The following is an 18,189-nucleotide window of genomic DNA, read 5'->3' on the forward strand; positions in this document are numbered from 1 at the left end:
CACTTTGTCTAGCTCTGCTGCCCCTGGCTACATCGTGCAAGGGAATATCCTGCTCTGGAGCTTAACCGCAGGGTATAATGAAAATTGTGCAATCAGATGAAGTGTTATGGGATATGTCGATTTTGCTGGCATGGTTGGGAAATGCCGATTTACGCTCATCTGAGGCCCGAGATCTTACAGGCGAAGGGCCGGTGCTTGGTGCCATCAACGCCTTGTCCTTTGATGAGGTGCACCTGCTGTCTGATCATGGGGCGTCTGCTTCAAGCGCTTATGTGAAGTGGCTGAAGAGGCAGACGGGAGTCGGCGTGACCTTGCATTTGTTTGAGCTGCCCAGTCCCACTAATCACGAAGCGATTTATCGTGCGGCGTCTCAAGTCGCTGAGTTGGTATGCCGAGAGCGCCCTGGAGCAGATCCAACCTATCACCTGAGTCCTGGTACGCCAGCCATGGCGTCTATCTGGATTCTGCTTGCCAAGACCCGCTACCCAGCCCGATTGATCGAGTCCTCCAAGGAGCAGGGGGTCAAGGAAGTCTGCATCCCGTTTGAGTTATCGGCTGAGTTTGTTCCCCTCGCTAAAAGGGCCGATGATGTACTGACGAGGCTCATGCAAGGCCTGCCACCAGAATCCCCAGCTTTCACTGCCATCATCCATCGATGCGCAGCTATGAATCGCACTGTTGCCATGGCCCACCGGCTGGCGTTACGCGACGTGCCAGTGCTTATTCAGGGCGAGTCAGGAACTGGCAAGGAGCTATTTGCTAGAGCTATCCATCAGGCAAGTAATCGTAGCACTCAGCCGTTCATTGCCATCAATTGTGGTGCTATCCCGCAAGAACTGGTGGATGCGGAGCTTTTCGGGCATGAAAAAGGAGCGTTCACTGGAGCGGCGACTGCACGTGCCGGCTACTTTGAGTCTGCCGATGGTGGCACGCTGTTCTTGGATGAGATTGGTGAATTGCCCCTGGCGTCCCAGGTTCGGCTGCTTCGGGTGTTGCAGGAGCGTGAGGTTACGCGTGTTGGTGCCGCGAATCCGAAACCCATCAATGTTCGCATCATTGCGGCGACCAATCGTGTTTTGCCTTCAGAGATTCAGGTAGGGCGCTTTCGAGAAGATCTTTTCCATCGACTCGCAGTTGGTGTTCTGCTGCTCCCCCGCTTCGTGAGCGCGAAGGTGATCTTGGTTTGCTGATCGATTCCATGTTGGCTGCTATCAATGCCGAGGCATCATCACAGCCAGGCTATAAGCATAAAAAAATAGATGCTTCTGCAAGGAATATTCTGATTGGTCATCCATGGCCGGGTAATGTGCGCGAACTGCATAACACTCTACTTCGGGCCAGCATTTGGGCCTCGGGTGACAAAATTACCGGCGAAGACGTCGCTGCTTCGCTGGTTATGACTGTTCTGCCCAAAGGCGACTCGGCGCCGGGGCGCCCGCTGGAACAAGGTATTTCTTTGCCAGATCTGATGGCGGACGTGGCGCGTCACTACCTAGAGCGCGCCATGGCGCAAGCCCATGGCAATAAGTCTGAAGCTTGTCGACTTTTGGGCCTAGGCAGTTACCAGACCCTCAGTAACTGGCTTCAAAAGTATGGGGCTAGATAATTGGCACGCGTTCTGCTTAAGGTGTGTATAACAACTTTTATTATGGCCAAGGCCGAAACCAAGAATTAATAAGTAAGGCAACCGGAATGGCACGCAACGAACGACTGACCTGCAAGGAACTGATCGAGCCTCAACTGGCAGCGCTGGGTTGGTCATGGCAGGAACAACTGCGGATCGGGCCGGGACGGGTCAACCTCACTGGCGATGCGATGTACGACGAAACACAGTCGATCATCGCGGATTACCTACTGCGCTTCAAAGGCGTACCTTTGGCGATTCTGGAGGCTAAATCCGAAACCGTAAGTGCGGCCGACGGCATGCAGCAGGCTTCGCGCTACGCCCGTCGCCTATCTCTGCGCTTCTCGATTGCCTCGAACGGCAACGACTGGATTCTGACTGACAACGAAACCGGCAAGTTCGAGTCGCTGAACGCTCCACCGTCGGCTGAAGAACTCATTGCCCGTTCGGGGGCGCAGTTGACTGGTCCCGCTGGGAAGGCGCGTTCGCCGCTGGTTACCACATGGATCAGGTTTCACGCAAAGGCGTGCGTCCGTATCAAGATATCGCAATCAATAAGGCGTTGTGGCAGTTCGCCCTGGGTGACGACCGTGTGTTGTTGCTTATGGCAACCGGCACGGGCAAGACTTTCACCATTTTTCAGCTCATTTGGAAGCTGCTCAACGGCAAGTCGCTGAAGCGCGAACATGTGCTGTTCCTGACCGATCGCAACAGCCTCAAAGACCAAGCCTATCGCGCTTTCTCGGCCTTCTCGGCGTCGGAGCGCGTGCAGATCGACAAGGATACCGTTGCTCAGGGCCAGCACTTGGTCGGCAAGGTCTTCTTTGCAAATTACCAGAGTCTCGATGAGGAGCTGGATGGCAAGAAAGTTTATGAACACTACGACTCCGACTTCTTCGATCTAGTCGTGATCGACGAATGCCACCGCTCGGGCTTTGGGGACTGGTTCGGTGTACTCAAACATTTCGGCAGCGCGTTGCAGTTGGGCCTGACAGCTACCCCGCGCGAGCTCGAAGAGGGCGACCGTTCGCTGACCGCAGAAGAGAAGCGCCGCGACACGCAGCACTATTTCGGCGATCCAGTCTTTACCTACAGTCTCAAGCAGGCCATCGAAGATGGCTTCCTGGTGCCCTATCTGCTTGAAGAGCGCATCACCAACATCGATGAAGAGGGCTACACCGGCTCCGACGGCAAGCGCTACACCACTGCCAACTTCGAGCGCGACATCCGCATGCCGGACCGCACAAAAGCCATTGCCGAAGACCTCTGGGAGGTGCTGGGTAAGTACGATCTGCGCGATGAGAAAACCATCATCTTCTGCGTGGACGATACCCATGCCGCCTTTATGGCACAGGAGCTGCGCCGCCTTTCGGGTAGCGCCGACTACGCAGCTCGCATCACCAGGGCTGAGCGCAACAGCCACCAGCTCGAGCGAAACTTCGCTGTAGTGGGGCCCAGCAACCCACGCGTGGCTGTCACGGTGGATCTTCTCACCACGGGCTTTGATGCGCCCGATGTGAAGAACGTTGTCTTTGTACGCCCGTTGCGCAGCGCCATCCTCTACAAGCAGATGAAGGGCCGCGGTACCCGGCTGTGCGAGGACATTAACAAGCGCTACTTCACCATCTTCGACTATTCCGGCGCTAGCCAGCTTGAGGATGCTGAGTTTGACGGCCACCCTGCGAATCGGCAGAAGGCTGTCTCCACCAGCAGCAAACCAAAGAAAAAGGGCGACGACAGTACCCCTAAGCCTGTGGGTAATGGTGTTTCGGTGGTGATCTCCACCGAGAACCGCTATGTGTGTCTAGCTGATGGGCGCAAGGTGCCGTTCGAGGAATATACCGAGCAGTCCCGCGAGTTTATCCTCGACGTCAGTCACAAGGGTATGGATGAGTTGTTGCGCATCTGGATCGACAAAGGCAGCCGACAGGAGCTGCGTGAAGCCTTGCGCGACCGCGACATTTACCCGTCTGCTTTCCGGCATTACCTGGACCTACCTGACGCCGACGACGTCGATGTTCTAGCCAAGATTGGCTTTCAGCTGCCCCGCGTGCCCAATCGTGCGGACCGTGCCAACAGGCTGTGGGATGAAGATCAGTTTTGGCTGTTAAACCAGATGGGCGAAGCTGCGCTACCCGAGAGTCAGCGCTTTAAAACCCATCTCTGGCAAACAGCACTAGACCATTACCGCCTTTTCGGCATTGATGACCTCGAGCAGGCACGCACCTACAGTGCCCCGCAGTTCGCCGAACAGTTCGGCAGCTTTACCACCCTTACCCAGCGTTATGGCGGTCCAGCCCTGCTCAAGGCCGACCTCGAACTGGTGAAGCAACGCCTTTACGTGTCCATGGCCGCCTGATGCGACCGGACCTAGAAGAACAACAGGAATCTACATGACCAAGAACAACACCGATCACCGCCGCCAGGAAGTGCAGCAGATCGTCAAAAACGCCTGTGATCAGCTTAATGCTGAGGGGGTGGATGCCCGTAACTACGTGGAGCAGCTTGCCTGGCTCTTCTTTCTCAAGGCCTTCGACGAAACCGAAACACGCAAGGAGGAAGAGGCCGCCTTCGACGACATGCCCTACGAGCGCCGTCTGACGGGAAATTACGCCTGGAGCCATTGGGCAAAGGACACCGACCACCCCGACGACATGCTCGAGTTTGTCGATGGCAAGCTGTGGATCAAACTCACCAGCCCCGATCCGGCCATAGGCCTGGGCAATGATGCGCTGGCCCAGCGCTTCCGTCGCATCTTTGACAACGTGCGCAATTACAGTCGCCGGGGCGTGAGCTTTGCCAAGGTCGTGCAGCAGGTCGATAGGCTGCACTTCTCCAGCGAGACCGACGTCATCGTGCTGTCGGAAATCTATGAAGACTTGCTTAAGCGCGTGGCGGCCGACTCAGCCGGCTACGCTGGCGAGTTCTACACCCAGCGCCACATCATCCGTGCCATGGTGCAAGTGGTTCAGCCGCAACCCGGCGAGCGTGTGTACGACCCCTGCTTCGGCACTGCCGGTTTCTTGGGGAAGCGGCCGACTATTTGCGTCACCACAGCACCATGAGCGGCAATCAGCTTGATGAGTTACAGCATAAGACCTTCTTCGGTCTGGAGCTCAAGCCGCTGACCTATCTGCTGGGTTCGATGAACATGATTCTGCACGGCATCGAGGGTGCCAATCTCGAGCTGGCCAACACGCTTGAAGTGCACAGCCAGAACGTTGCCGAGAAGGACAAGTACCAGGTCATCCTTGCTAACCCGCCCTATGGCGGCAAGATGGCGCAGGAACTGCAAACCAACTTTCGGGTTCGCTCCAGCGCCACGGAGTGTCTGTTCCTGCAGCAAATCATGGCCAACTTAGCCAAGGGCGGCCGCGCAGCTGTGGTCATTCCCGAGGGTGTGTTGTTCCGTGGTGGCCCTGATCAGAAGGTACGCAAGGAGCTGCTAGAGCAGTTCAAGGTGCACACCATTTTGTCGCTGCCGGCAGGCTGCTTTCTGCCCTATACCGGCGTCAAGACCAATGTGATCTTCTTCGACCGTGCGCAAGACGGATCGGGCACGGAGTCTGTCTGGTATTACGATCTGACCAATGACGGCTTCGAACTCAAGCAGACGCGCAAGCCGATTGCAGGCAACCAACTGCCTGACTTCCTGGCCAAGTGGCAAGGCCGCGTGGAGGGGGACAACTCCTGGGCAGTGCCCCTGGCTGACATCGTGACCAAGGGCTACGACCTCTCGGCCAAGAACCCGAATAAGGTGAACGACTACGAGCATCGGCCTGCACTGGAGCTGGTGCAGTCGATCAAGACCAAGGAAGCCCGAATCACCGAGCTACTGGATGAACTCGAAACCTTGCTGGAGCGTGCTGAATGACGCTCCCAACTACGTGGGCAACTTATAAGCTTGGGGAGCTTGCCGAATATGTAAACGGTCGAGCGTTCAAACCTGAAGAATGGGAAAACGCAGGTATCCCAATTGTTCGTATCCAGAATCTGAACGACCCCACGAAACCGTTCAACTACTTCTCTGGCACGTACGCAGAAAAGCACAGAATTGATTCAGGCGACGTGCTGCTTTCTTGGTCAGGAACGCCGGGAACCTCATTTGGTTGTTTTATTTGGCGTCGGGGCGAGGCGCTAGTCAATCAGCACATCTTCAAGGTAAAGATTAAGGAAGACTTAGTCTTGCGAGAGTATTTCGTTTACGCAACCAATAGTCGCCTCGAAGAAATGATCGACCTGGCACATGGTGCGGCCGGTTTACGCCACATCACCAAGGCCAAGCTGGAGGCGATCGAGCTTCCTGTTCCGCCTCTTGATGAACAGCGTCGCATCGTCGACCGCATCAAGGAATGCATGGAGCGGGTGGATGAAATCGACGGGCTGCGGCGGGAAACATTTCAAGAAGCAGCCGCGGTGCTTCCTTCTGTGCTGAATGAGGTCTTCGCATCGCAGGCCAGCATTGCCACGCTGATGACTATCGGCGAGATTGCGATAGAGACACGATATGGCACCTCACAGAAATGTCATACAGAACCAATGGGCATGCCGATATTACGCATCCCGAACGTCGCGCGGGGTGCGGTGAATTTAGACGACCTGAAGTATTGCAATCTCAGTGATGCTGATGCTGAACGTGTTCGTCTCTCGACTGGCGACCTGCTGTTTGTCCGAACCAACGGCAGCCGTGACTTGGTCGGGCGCTGTGCAGTGTTTGATGGAGAGGATCAAGAGCATTCCTACGGCTTTGCGTCGTACCTGATCCGCGTTCGCGTTGATCAGACGAAGGTGTTGCCACGTTACCTCGCCTATTTCTTGAACAGTACAAACGGGCGATCCGAAATCGATAGCCGTCGACGTACTTCCGCCGGACAGTTCAACATCAATTCAGAGAATTTGCGCTCGATTCCTTTTCCGGTGCCGACTATTGCTGAGCAAGAGCGCTTGCTTGAGCAGATGGAACAGCGCGAAGTGCAGGCCAACCAGCTCGTTACCGAACTGATATCGGCAAGGTCTGAAAGCGAAGGGGTGCGCGAAGCCATCCTGCGTAAAGCCTTCGCCGGGGAGCTGTGAGCATCGTGCAAGACAAGCAACTGCGCGAAGCCACTTCCCAATGGGTTGCTGCGTTGGATGTGCTGCGCAGCGAGATGCCTGCCAGCGAGTCCAGGTCGCTGATACGAGAGGTGTTCGCCGCCTTTTTACTGCTGCGCTGGGCTGATCTGCAGGATGCCGAGCAGGAAGCGATGGCGGTCTTCGAAGACCGAACCTACCAGGCGCTGTTGCCCGAACCGCTGCAGTGGCGGCACTGGGTGTGGCTGGATCACCCTTACGCTATCGCCGAGAGACTGCGGGAGCTGGCGCATTATGTGGAGGGGTTGCGCGGCGATGCGGCGCACCCGCTTGCAGCCTATCTGCACGCACTGGCTGAGCCGTTACGCCGCGTGCTGAGGGTGAACTTCGCCTATCTGCACGACTTCGTGCGTTGGGTGGCCGATCTGCCGTTCGATACTCCGAGCGAGCGCCGTGCGCTACTGGAATTGTTCGATCAGGCCATCGCCGAAACCGGCGATCCTTACGATGGGCAGTACTCCACGCCGGTCAATATCGCTCGCCTCGTTGCAGTGCTGGCAAACCCACAACCGGGCGAGCGCATCTACGACCCGTGCTTTGGTTCTGGCAACTTCTTGGTGGCTGCCTGGTTGCAGGCCGAGCGCAGTCGCAACGAACTACTTCGCCCCGGCGCTTTGCTGGAGGTAGCGGGGATTGAAATCAATACCAGCGCCTTCCTGATCGGCCTGACGCGGATGTTGCTGGCGGGTATTGAAGCGCCCCGCCTGGAGTTGGGCAATAGCCTGGAGCGAGAGCCGTTGAGCAGTCCCAGCCGCCAAGGCTTTGATGTGGTTCTGGCTAACCCGCCCATCGGCGCTAAGACCAGCCGCGAGCCGTGGCGGTACCAGCACTTCGCTATTGCGACAAATGACAGCACGGGCTTGTTCATTCAGCACGCGCTTTCGCAGCTAAAACCTCAAGGGCGTGCGGTCATAGCTGTGCCTGAGGGTTTTCTGTTTCGTGGTGGGGCAGAGCGAGAGTTGCGTCGCTACCTGTTGGAACAGGGGCAGGTTGAGGCCGTGATTGGGCTTCCAGCTGGGGCGTTTGCTCCATATACCGGTGTGAAGGGCAGTTTGCTGGTGCTCAGTAAACAAGGTGGTGCTAGCCGGGTACGGATGGCAGATGCCAGTACTTTGTTTGAGCCACGGTCTGGCCGCAAGGCTCCGGCGATCCGAGCGGAGGTTGCCGAGCAACTCGCAAGCGAGCTTCGCCGTCCCGAGCTTCGAAAGCCAATCAAGGGACACGAAGAAAACACTTCGGATAGGGGCATGATCAGCCGCCTCTCTTGGGAGCTCAGTAGCAGTGAGCTTGAAGCTGCGGAATGGGATCTCAGCCCACGCCGTCGTGAGAAGGGGGGGCTTGATGACTTGCTGGCCAGCCTCAAAGAAGCCTTGGGCGAAGCCGGCGCAGTGGTTTCGCTCGCCGAAGTGGCTCAAATTACAGCCGGGCGATCCATTAAATCTGCTGATCTGTTGGGGGAGCCCCCAAGTGAGCGAGCGGTGGGCTATGTCCGGATCAAAGACCTCAGTCAAGGAAAGGTTGGACGCAGCACGAGTTGGCTGCGCCCGGATCTGGTCAGCGTTGAACAGCGTTGGGCCTTGCTGCCGGGTGACGTGCTGGTATCTAAATCCGGCACCATCGGAAAGACAGCCTTGGTGCGCAACGGTGCTGTGGGTGCTATCGCGGCTAACGGTCTCTACGTGCTGCGGACTGATCAGGAGCGGCTCGATGCGGGTTTTTTGTTGGCTTATCTCGCCAGTCCTGCTTGTCAGAACTGGCTTGCCGCTCAGTCACGTGGAGCAGTGATTCAACACCTCAACCGAGCTGTACTTGATGGCTTGCCGGTGCCGCTGCCTCCACTGCAGATGCAGGCGCGTGCTGCTGCGCAGTTCCGCGAGTTTGGCACTGATGCACTTGCGTTTCTGTCCCAGGCAACGGGGAGCAGTGAATCAGATCGCCTCACCGCATGGTTGGCGGAGCTAGATGGCAAGGTTCCCAAATTTTCAGGTGGCCTAGACGACACGCCAGCACTCAGTCACTTCGAACCCATCGTCGCCTTGGTCAGTAGGGCCAGGAACTGGGTGGCTCATGAGCAGGTCAGCAGCCAGGCTGGACGTTGGCTAACGCCGCTGAACCAGGCACTGCTTCCTCTAGCGGGCGTCACTCAGATTCCACAAGGCCCTGGGCTGTTAAATGTATTGCAGGATGCTGAGCGAGGAGTGCAAGCCACGCTAGAGCAGACCACCGGCCACCTACCCTCTGAATCGCAGGCGCGTGCCGTTAGCGAGCGTCTGCGGGAGTGGTTGCGCGCTGCGATTGCAGACCTGATCGATTCGAATGGACTGCAGGTGCGTACCTCGCCGGAATCACTGGTGGCGGGTAGCTTCGCCGAGTTTACCGCGGAGCTGGAAAATCCCGGGGCCTTGCCGCTGCGTAATGTGCGTGTGGAAACTCAGCCGGATTGGGGCATCGTCGAGCTACCGTATCTCGCAGAGCGGGGTGCGTTCGCGATCAATCTGCGAGGGGACGTTTCCAAGCAAGTTGGCGATCTGACGCTGCGCCTGATATGGCGGGCACGAGCCTTGTCGGGGCAGGAAGTCGATGGGGAAATTGAATTGGTCATCCGCGTGGCCGAGCCCGAGCTAGTGGCCAACACTGTGCCCGCCGAACTGGGCGGAAGCCCCTATGTGACCGGCAGCCCGCTGGAGCCTCAACATGGTCATAGCGTTTTCTACGGCCGCGACGAGCTGCTCGGTAAGATCACCCGTCAAATCGCGACCCATGGAAATGTGGTACTGCTTGAAGGTAATCGTCGGGCCGGCAAGACTTCGATCCTCAAGCATCTTGAAGGGTGTTTAGCGATCCCAGGTTGGTTGGCGGTGTATGCCAGTCTGCAAGGGGCTGAAGGCGCTGCTCAAGTCGTGGGTGTTCCGACGGCCGAAGTTTTCCGTGAGATCGCCCGCAGCATCGCTACGGCGCTAACCAAATTGGGCATCGATGTACCATTGCCCAATGGCCAGACGCTTGCAGCCGGGAAACCTGCGTTGGGCGTGGCGCGAGCCTGCCGCGAGGGCATCGGTGACGAGTCACCGTTTACCGAATTCCGTGAGTATCTGGAGCTGGTGCTGACCGTTCTGGAGCACTTGGGGCTTGGCCTGGTTTTGATGCTCGATGAGTTCGACAAGCTGCAGGAGGGCATCGACAACGGGGTGACCTCCCCTCAGGTACCAGAGAACATCCGCTTCCTCATCCAGACCTACCCGAGATTCTCGGCGATCCTGACCGGATCACGCCGCCTGAAGCGGCTACGCGAAGAATATTGGTCAGCGCTGTACGGACTGGGAACGAGTATCCCGGTGACGACACTCGATATGGAGAGCGCACGCAAAGTGGTCACCGAGCCTGTGCGTGATCAGTTGGCCTTCTCCCAGGAGGCCATTGAACGGGTGATCGAGGTCACTGCGCGCCATCCTTACCTGATGCAGTGTCTGTGCAACCGTGTGTTCGACTACGCGGTTCAGACTAAGAGCCGGTCAATCACCGTGAGTGTCGTTAATGACGCAGCGCATGCGTTAGTGCGGGACAACGAGCACTTCGCCAGCTTGTGGGATTACTCAGCCCAGGGACTCAAGACGGGCCGCCATCGCCGGCAGTTGATCTTGCTGCTGTGTGCGCTGAGCTTCAAACAGGGAACGCACATCGGTTTTGGCACCTTACACGAGCAATTGGCTCAAGCCGGCGTGGACGTCAACGATGAAGCGCTTGATGCCGATCTGAGTTATCTACGTGAGCTGGAGCTTATCGAGTTCTCAGGCGAAATCGGCGATGGTGAATATCGCTTGGCCATCCCGCTGATGACGGACTGGATAGAACAACAACACGATGCAGACGTGGTGGCCAGCCGCGCGCGCACGGAAGCGGAGGAAGAAAATGCCTGACACTCAATTCCCTATATTGGGCACTTCTGTACCACCGATGCTCGGACGAGGGGCCATTCTGCAAAAAATGATGGGCGCGCTGACCAAGGCGACTCCGGATCATCTTCAAGTGGTCGGGCCAAGGTTTGCAGGCAAAACAGTGCTTCTGCATGAGTTGGCTGCCCGCTTGCGTCAGGCAGGGTCACCCTACTCGGCTGTCCTGCTATGGGACTTAGGTCATCAGACGCCTGGGACTGATGCACTCTTCATGCAACGATTGGCGAGCGAGCTCTCTGCAGCATTAAGGGGCAGCCACACCGACTATGCCAATCATCTCAAGGCGTCTCAGGACAACCCTTACCAGGACATCGCTGAGGTGCTGGATATACTGAAGGATGAGGGCGTCAAAGTACTAATAATCATGGATGGCTTTGATAAGCCGCTATCCAATGGGCAACTGACGCGCAACCTATGGGATCAACTGCGGGAACTGGCGCTTAAACCCAGCCTCAGATTGGTCACTGCCAGTCGGCGCACATTGCGCGATCTGATTCGCAATCCAGAGGCTCAGACGAGCGATTTCTGGAATATCTTCGTGCCAAATCCGGTGCGTGTGGGATGCTTCGATGAGAACGACTTGGCGGCTGTTTTGGAAAAGATTCCGGAGTGGCAGCTTGCTGCGGGTGCCCATACAGAGCTTTGGAATGCGAGCAATGGCTTCCCGGTACTAATGCTGGGTGTACTCAACACCGTATGCGAGTCTTGTGGGCCGGGGGATGTGAGTGCAGTAGCCATGCAGGCTGCCTGTGAGAGTGCATTCCCAACGATTTCTGACAAGCTGGATGCTCTCTGGACCGACTGCCCCCCTTCTTCTCAGGATCTCCTGCGACGCGTTCTAGATGAAAGCTCTGTCGTACGGGCTGGCATCGTTGCCTCAGATACAGAGACGCTGACTGATCGTGGGTTCGTGCAAATCGTGGCAAACAAGCTGCAGAGACCCAGTCGGCTGCTTGTGCGTTACCTTGAGGAACAGCCGCACGAGGGCAGCTCACTCGTTCGTTTGTTCGGGACGGATGATGCCTATCGGAAGAATCTAAAAGGGGTGCTGGAGCGCCGGATCGGACAGCTCGGTGACATCGATCCAACGTTGAAGCGCTATCTAGAACGCGGCACAGAGGAGCTGCCAGACCACCCTGATATATTCTTGAGCAACGTGCGCGGCATCGTGAACCAGGCGTTTGAGCTGATTTGGAAAGCTGAGACACCAGGCAGGCGTATTCCATCTGAGTGGATGGCGGTTTGGAAACGAAATGATGAGCGTCGGCTCGATGAGTGGGAGACTACTTTCCCGCAGGGAGTTCATCGTGTCCGTCTGCTCAACCTCATGACAGGCACAGAAAAGAGTGCTAGGTGTGCAAAGCACATCACGAAGGGAACCTTTGTCTTGATGAATGCGGTGCACGCTTTTGGAAACTTCGGACAACACCAAGAAGGAGCGCCGATCGATCCGGGCATGGCGTACGCGGTCCTTCATCTTTGTGTTGAACTGTCTGCTGCACTCGCTCGTGAGTTGCCATTGAACGCATAAAAAGAAAAATGTAGGGAGGGCATTAGCCCTCCCTACATTTTTAGTCGGTTGAATTGAGACTCAAAGGTGGTGAGTGTTTTGGTTTGATGTGTGCTGCAGCCTGAGCATGTGTCTTAGTATCCAAAGCGCAAGTAGCACAACGACCAGCAGTGGCGGGAAACGCAGAATCAGCACAATGCTAAACACCAGCGCTCCTGACGCAGCAATTGCACCAATGAGGATAAATAAGCAGAGCAGAAATCGAAGTAGCGCCATAAAGGGTCCCTGAGGTAGGTTGCCCAGCCCTATGTGTTTAGGCTAGGCAGGTAAGGATTCAGTTGACGGACGAGGCGAGCGCTTCCAGCTTGCCAGCGAGTGAGTTGGATGCCGATTGCAGCTCCTCTTCCTGGGCAGTATCAGTTTCCGCATCTGCACTCGAATAAAATTCCTCGATCACGGCGCTGCTATCTTCTTCGCTTTCTTCGAAGGCTCCATTACCAAGCCCATGTCGAGCCACGCGGTCCAATGAAGCCTGGTCGAAGCCCGCGTATTGGCGTGCTTGCTCCAATTGCTGGGCAGCCAGTAATGCTTCCTCAATGTTCAGTCCGCTACGCATGATGAGATCAACATAAAAGATCGGCGTGCCATGGCTCTGCCAGGTCGACTTGCCACGCAGGCGTAGCTCCAGCGGTAAGCAGGCCAGCCGATTTCCGGAAATGGCCTGGAAGTAATGCAGGCGAGCAGCCAGGGTGCGGATGCTGTTAAAAACAGTGGTACGAAACACGAAACTGCCCAACGGATCGTCATCACCGATTAGTACGTTCAGCCGGCCATAGGGCTTGCAAGCACCACCCTTAGCCAGTGGGCAGGCATCCGGCGACGGGCATGGCAATGACTGCATTCCGTCTTGAGTGACCCGCTTGCAGGTCTCTCCATTGCCCACGCATAACGGCCTGCCAGACTGCCGATCAAATATCGTGTAGTCAGCACGGAAGTTAAGTTCCGGTTCGTTGAACAGCAGGCGCACCGGGATGCTACGTAGTTTGTCGTTCTGGTTTTTACGCAGCTCATTATTGAGTGGGTGCAGCAGCCAGCCGTCCTTGCCTTGCACCTGTGAAGTGATGGTGAATTGATCATCCTTTTCCGGCAGACGTTTGCCGTTTTTCTCGATGACCTTACCAATAGAAATCCGTCCGAGAACCGGCGGGGTAATAGCCAGACCTTTGAGCATGGTGGTTCTCCTGCAAACGAAAAAAGCCCAGCCACGCAGCGTTAGCTGCATGGACTGGCCAAGGGAGGGCATGGTTGAGTTTGGAAAATCAGCCGACCAGGAAGCGCCGGCTGCCTTGCTTGAGCTTGGTGTAGCGCACCTGCAAGTAGGGCTTTTCTTGGAGCATGCGATCCACGTCGAACACGTTGCTGTCCTTGGCTTTCTTCCAGCTGATAAAGCCGTGGCTGAACTCCGCGCGGGTGGCATCACCCATGGCCTGTTGCAGCATCTGCTTGAGCTGCGCCTCGCGGGTTTCCTTCTCGCTTATGGATTGGCGCACCGCCTTGAGCTCCAGGTAGGCCGCTGCCAAACCGGCGCGGCCACTGAAGTCGACGGTCTGGCCGTTGTCCTCCGGATAGAGCGCACGCAGGGCCATATCAGCCGAGGCTGAGCCATCAGCGGGTGGAGGCGTGTCGGTCTCCACGTAATGCCAGAATTTGCGCTCTAGTTCGATCAGGCGAGCAATCATCTGCTCGTCCCGTTCGATGCGGTGGATCTCCAGCGTCTGGCCGCCCAGTAGTACCGCGACATCCGCAGCTTGCTTGCCGGTGACTGCGAGCTGATGCATTACCTGCAGTTGCACATACTCGGGCACGCCTTCTTTCCAGAGGCGTGCGCCGTTTATGCCGGCTGTCTTGCACTCAAGGATCTGCACATCGTCAGCACCGATCACCTCGCGGTCGATGTTGGCCAGCATCCAGGGCAGCTCAGGATCAGGGTGCTGCAGCACGGCGTTGATGCGCCGCACCTTATTCTTCGTGCGCTTGCTGTAATGCCAGGCCACGACCGGCTCCAGCACGATGCCCCAGTACATCGGGCTTTCTTCATCGTGCGGATCGGCCTTGGGTAAAGTGGTGTCACGCCCGGTTTTCTCCATCCATAGTTCTAGCTGCGACTTATAGGGATTTAGGCCAACGGCCGCGCCTGCATCAGAACTGCCGATGCCCTGCTTGCGCACCACCAACCAGTCTTCACGCGGTAGTTCATTGGTACTGATCAAGCGCAGCGCCGGGCGCGGCCTGCTGTTGCTGCTCAACGGAGTAGCTGTCATGGTGTTCACCTTGCGGAAAAAGAAACGCCCGATCAGCAATTAGGCTGATCGGGCGTTATTGGGTGGGTAGGTAAGCGGTCAGGCGACCAGTTGTAGAGCGGTGTCTAAGGCACGTTGCTTGATCTGCGCGCCCTGGCCGAACCACGCCGAGTCCATGCGGTACTCGGTGCTGCGTGCACGACGTTCGTGATCAACAAACTCGGTCACGGAGTTGAGTAGGCCCCAAGCGGTGCCGCGTGCCGAGTCGAGTTGGCTGCCCCGGCCCCGACCCTCGTACAGCTCCTGGACTTTGCGCAGTGCACGCTCGTTGGGCAGTACCTCTGGCAGCGCGCCGGTCGGGTTGGTCTCGCACAGCACGCTCATAAAGAAGCCCAGCACCTCATGCCACTGCACTTTGCGCTCGGCCAGTGCACGCATGCGGTACATAAAATCGTCCCATTGCGAGACGGCGATTCCGAGCTGTTTCTTCACCACCGTTGAATCGAAGCGCGTGTTGTGCGGCACTTTTATCGCGCGGCTGGTGCCGTCCAAGGCGATGGTCAAGGTGTTATTGCATACCACGCGAACAGTGGTCGGCGTTGCTGTCGTGGCCAGGGTACCGTCGCAGGAGGTAGCCAGCAGCAAGTAGCCATTCACCTGGTCGTTGCCCTTGAGAGCAACGCCTTGCCCGGTACGCGCCAGCGCCCAGAACTTGCGCCCGCTCTTGAGTACTCCGGCCGTTTCCAACTCGTAGCCGGAAACCTCGGTGAGGTCGCGATAAAACTCCAACACTTCTCGAGGTTGCACCGTGTGGTAGCGCTGAGAGACTACCGATAGCGGTGCCTTGGTGTCGGAGCGATAGAGCACCTTCTGCTCTGGAAAAGAATGGATAGCTCCCAGGTGGCCGATGGCATCCGACTTGAAATGCACGGGGCTTTCCAGGATCTGCCAGGCCATGCCGGCTTCGCGTTGCCAGATTTCGATGGGCTGTTTCTGGGTGAGTTGATTGCCAAGGCCGTGCCAGGGAGTAGCGCCAGCGTAGGCCATGGTTTCGACGAGATGTGTCATGTGAACGATTCCTTTGGGTGCAGGCCGGCACAAAGCGCTGCGCACGGCGCAGCACTGTCCGGACGAATAAACGGAAGGAGAGAGGGCCAATCAGGCCGGCAGGTTGAAGCGATGACCGCAGAGCAGGCAGAGGTTGTGGGCCAGGACGTGGCGGTCGAGTGATTCACCGAGCTGAGCGCCGAGTGCACAGCCACCGACACCGCCGGCCAGACCGCTGAGGATGGCACCCGATACGGAGCCGAGGGTAATGCCGACCGGTCCGGCGATAGCGCCGATGGCTGCGCCGGTCTGGCCACCAGCTAGAGCCGCGCTGACGCCACGCGCAACACCGCCCACGGTGCCGATGGTCGCGCCGACTTTCATGGCGTGATGGAAGGAAGCGACTTTTGGGGAGTGACATTTGGGGCACTGCAATGACATGGGACGAACCTCCTGCGTGGTGATGTCATTGCGGTAATGTGTGATTGAGATTTTCTCGAATCGAATGGCCGCTTTTCAGCAGCGAAACCAATGGCATAACGGGCAACAGTCGGCCAAAACTGGACGTCTGATCTAGGGGCCTTAGCCGATAGCTGTCTGTCACGAAGAGCTGCAAACAACCAATACGGGTGACTATTCCGAGCACTTGCTCCTTCTTGTGGCTAGGTAGGTACTGCATTTTTTTGAGGCTGTGAGGTGGCGACGCTGCTGGCGGGCGCACCACTTCCTTACGTTTATTTCATTGCGGCTCATAGCGAGTACTCGGCCTAGCCACCCTCTTGCCGTTCGGCACCTGAGGTATTACCTTCCAATGGGGATGGGCGTGGCATAAAGCCTCCATCGTAAGGACTTTAGCGAATTCGCGGATTCTGCAGGGAGGAGGGGGATAAGATTATCGTCATGCCAAGCCAGTGGTGCTCCATGTAGTGTGCGACTGTCTTTACGTTTTACTGCAACCCACTAGGCACAACCCAATCTTGGCCGGTGGTATTGCCATGGGCCCCAAAAAGCCTGAGTGCAAAACACTCATGGGCAGTCCTAAACATGATGTTAACGGCGCTATTAAACAGCCTATCAATGGATGGAGATGCTGGATTGCTTGATTTTCTTTCACGCCTGCTGAGCGTGCTTGAGCCTTCTCCTTCAGAACGTAATTCTCGGTCGGAGCGCTCGAGTCGGACGGCTACGTCCTCTCGTCCAGCTAGAGAAACGAGTGCGCCGATGGGTCGAGAGAATTGCGGAAGGATTGTCGCAGGCAGCGTGGTAAAAATTTTGCCAAAATCTGTGCTCGTAAAGTATCAGGACACATCTGTCTTGATTCCTCAGCATGAATTGTTGAGCACAAACGCCAAGGTCGAAAACCCAGTAAGCCTATTTAGCGTGGGCGACCACCTGGAGTTCGTATTAACCAGCCTTGATGAAAAGGGCTGGAAGGGGAGTGTCCATGCGCTAGCTGAGGCTCGGCTACGCAATGCTTTGAGCAATTTGCAACCAGGCACTATCGTGAAGGCGCAGGTAGAGCGTTTTGATGATCGAGGCGCCTGGCTGATGGCCGGACAACTGCGCCTCTGGGTACCATTGGCCGAGATCAGTTGGAGCTGGATTGATCATCCTTCTGAAGCTCTGAATATCGCTCAAGAGCACAACGTGCAGATCAGCAATCTTCTGCTTGAGGAGAATTGGCTCACTGACAAACGTGCCCGCAAGGGGCGTGTTACCGCAAGCATCAAGGCTTGCTCGCTGCGACCAGAGTCACCGTGCATCACGTTGTATTTTAAAGCGATGGAATTTCAGGTGCGCACATTTGCCCGGGTGCCCCGACGTTGTGATGCCGTAGGGCTTTTTGTCCTTGAAGCACTGGGTCAACAATTGAACGTCAATGAAATTGCCGAGCTGACTGGCTTGCCGTTGATTTCAGTCCAAGACATCGTTGAGTTGCTTGTCGAGGAAGACCTGGTAGAGGGACAAATCATCAGGCGCTCGGGCGAACGATTGTTGGCAGGCGTGGCCACCTCAAAACTGCTCAATGACGCTGGCGTCGGTGGATTGTTTGCAAGCGCAGCACCTGCCGATCAGCAAATTCACCCAAATCATGCAGTGGCTCAAACATACCCTCGCCATCTTCCAGCGCCCGTATTCAGCCATAAACAGCAGAAGCGCTTCATGCGTTTAAGGGGCAGCGAACTGCCGGATAATTTGCTGATGCGCGCTCAAATCAGCGAGGCGCAAGGCGAGCAACTGATTGCCATGCTCCGAAATCCCCACGTTCGCGTGTTCTTGTCTCAAACCCCAAACTGGAGAGCCCTGGAACTTGATGTGCCGTTGCATTGGGTGCTTGCAGGCCTGTGGAAAAACTTTCAACCAGTTGGAAAACCACCGTTCAGGCCTGCGCCCAGAGAGAAAGGGTGCGACGCGTTGCTTATGGTTCGTTATCTGGAAGCAGGGCAACCACTCTTCTGGGAGCCCGCAACCCGCACCGTATGGGCGCCACGGGATGGTCGCATCAAAGCCCAAGACGCTGATGTGTGTGAGGAGGACTTCACTCAATACATGTCTCCTGACATCGCCCAGCGTGTGGCAAAGGCAGGCACTGGTACATGGTGTTGGGTACAGCTTTGAAATGGA

Annotated in this window: 14 protein-coding genes; 10 read left to right on the plus strand and 4 right to left on the minus strand. The window is 56.8% G+C overall.

Annotation, left to right across the window (positions count from 1 at the left end; all coding sequences use genetic code 11):
• The first annotated feature begins 77 nt into the window (after window positions 1–77).
• The 9 genes from LN139_RS25045 (at window position 78) to LN139_RS00750 (ending at window position 12,238) form a co-directional block, all read left to right on the plus strand.
• A complete protein-coding gene (locus LN139_RS25045; protein ID WP_329610992.1) occupies window positions 78–1,190 on the plus strand; it encodes a sigma-54 factor interaction domain-containing protein in 1,113 nt (370 codons plus the stop codon).
• On the plus strand, window positions 1,184–1,606 hold the full coding sequence (locus tag LN139_RS00720) for a helix-turn-helix domain-containing protein (protein ID WP_236360191.1): 423 nt from the start codon (window positions 1,184–1,186) through the stop codon (window positions 1,604–1,606). The genes LN139_RS25045 and LN139_RS00720 overlap by 7 nt, the downstream gene beginning before the upstream one ends.
• 86 nt (window positions 1,607–1,692) lie before the next feature.
• Window positions 1,693–2,301, plus strand: a complete 609-nt coding sequence (locus tag LN139_RS00725) for a type I restriction endonuclease (RefSeq protein WP_236357940.1) — start codon at window positions 1,693–1,695, stop codon at window positions 2,299–2,301.
• The gene (locus tag LN139_RS00730) at window positions 2,187–3,983 is read left to right on the plus strand and encodes a DEAD/DEAH box helicase family protein (RefSeq protein ID WP_236360193.1); all 1,797 of its coding nucleotides are present in this window, start codon (window positions 2,187–2,189) and stop codon (window positions 3,981–3,983) included. Before LN139_RS00725 ends, LN139_RS00730 begins: the two co-directional genes overlap by 115 nt.
• Before the next feature lie 34 nt (window positions 3,984–4,017).
• Window positions 4,018–4,689: an N-6 DNA methylase gene (locus LN139_RS24605; RefSeq protein ID WP_268944800.1), complete on the plus strand. Its 672-nt coding sequence runs from the start codon at window positions 4,018–4,020 to the stop codon at window positions 4,687–4,689.
• Window positions 4,686–5,498 carry an HsdM family class I SAM-dependent methyltransferase gene (locus LN139_RS24610; protein ID WP_268944801.1) on the plus strand — a complete coding sequence of 271 codons (813 nt, stop codon included), beginning with the start codon at window positions 4,686–4,688 and terminating at the stop codon, window positions 5,496–5,498. The genes LN139_RS24605 and LN139_RS24610 overlap by 4 nt, the downstream gene beginning before the upstream one ends.
• Window positions 5,495–6,697, plus strand: coding sequence for a restriction endonuclease subunit S (locus LN139_RS00740; RefSeq protein ID WP_236357942.1), 1,203 nt, complete (start codon window positions 5,495–5,497; stop codon window positions 6,695–6,697). Before LN139_RS24610 ends, LN139_RS00740 begins: the two co-directional genes overlap by 4 nt.
• 5 nt (window positions 6,698–6,702) lie before the next feature.
• On the plus strand, window positions 6,703–10,671 hold the full coding sequence (locus tag LN139_RS00745) for an N-6 DNA methylase (RefSeq protein ID WP_236357944.1): 3,969 nt from the start codon (window positions 6,703–6,705) through the stop codon (window positions 10,669–10,671).
• Complete coding sequence (locus LN139_RS00750; protein WP_236357945.1) at window positions 10,664–12,238, plus strand: ATP-binding protein; 1,575 nt, start codon at window positions 10,664–10,666, stop codon at window positions 12,236–12,238. The genes LN139_RS00745 and LN139_RS00750 overlap by 8 nt, the downstream gene beginning before the upstream one ends.
• Window positions 12,239–12,551: 313 nt before the next feature.
• Here LN139_RS00750 and LN139_RS00755 read toward each other — a convergent pair whose 3' ends face one another.
• The 4 genes from LN139_RS00755 to LN139_RS00770 form a co-directional block, all read right to left on the minus strand.
• Window positions 12,552–13,448 carry a recombination directionality factor gene (locus tag LN139_RS00755; protein ID WP_236357948.1) on the minus strand — a complete coding sequence of 299 codons (897 nt, stop codon included), beginning with the start codon at window positions 13,446–13,448 and terminating at the stop codon, window positions 12,552–12,554.
• Window positions 13,449–13,536: 88 nt separating this feature from the next.
• Window positions 13,537–14,538, minus strand: coding sequence for a YqaJ viral recombinase family nuclease (locus LN139_RS00760; protein ID WP_236357950.1), 1,002 nt, complete (start codon window positions 14,536–14,538; stop codon window positions 13,537–13,539).
• Between the two features lie 78 nt (window positions 14,539–14,616).
• Window positions 14,617–15,585 carry a DUF932 domain-containing protein gene (locus tag LN139_RS00765; protein ID WP_236357952.1) on the minus strand — a complete coding sequence of 323 codons (969 nt, stop codon included), beginning with the start codon at window positions 15,583–15,585 and terminating at the stop codon, window positions 14,617–14,619.
• Between the two features lie 90 nt (window positions 15,586–15,675).
• Window positions 15,676–16,005: a complement resistance protein TraT gene (locus LN139_RS00770; protein ID WP_236357954.1), complete on the minus strand. Its 330-nt coding sequence runs from the start codon at window positions 16,003–16,005 to the stop codon at window positions 15,676–15,678.
• 780 nt (window positions 16,006–16,785) lie between these two features.
• Here LN139_RS00770 and LN139_RS00775 point away from each other — a divergent pair.
• Entirely contained in the window at window positions 16,786–18,183 is a 1,398-nt protein-coding gene (locus LN139_RS00775; protein WP_236357955.1) for a hypothetical protein, read from the plus strand.
• Window positions 18,184–18,189 lie beyond the last annotated feature (6 nt).

Origin of the sequence: Pseudomonas sp. KNUC1026 (genome assembly GCF_021650705.1) — a bacterium.
Classification (GTDB): Bacteria; Pseudomonadota; Gammaproteobacteria; order Pseudomonadales; family Pseudomonadaceae; genus Aquipseudomonas.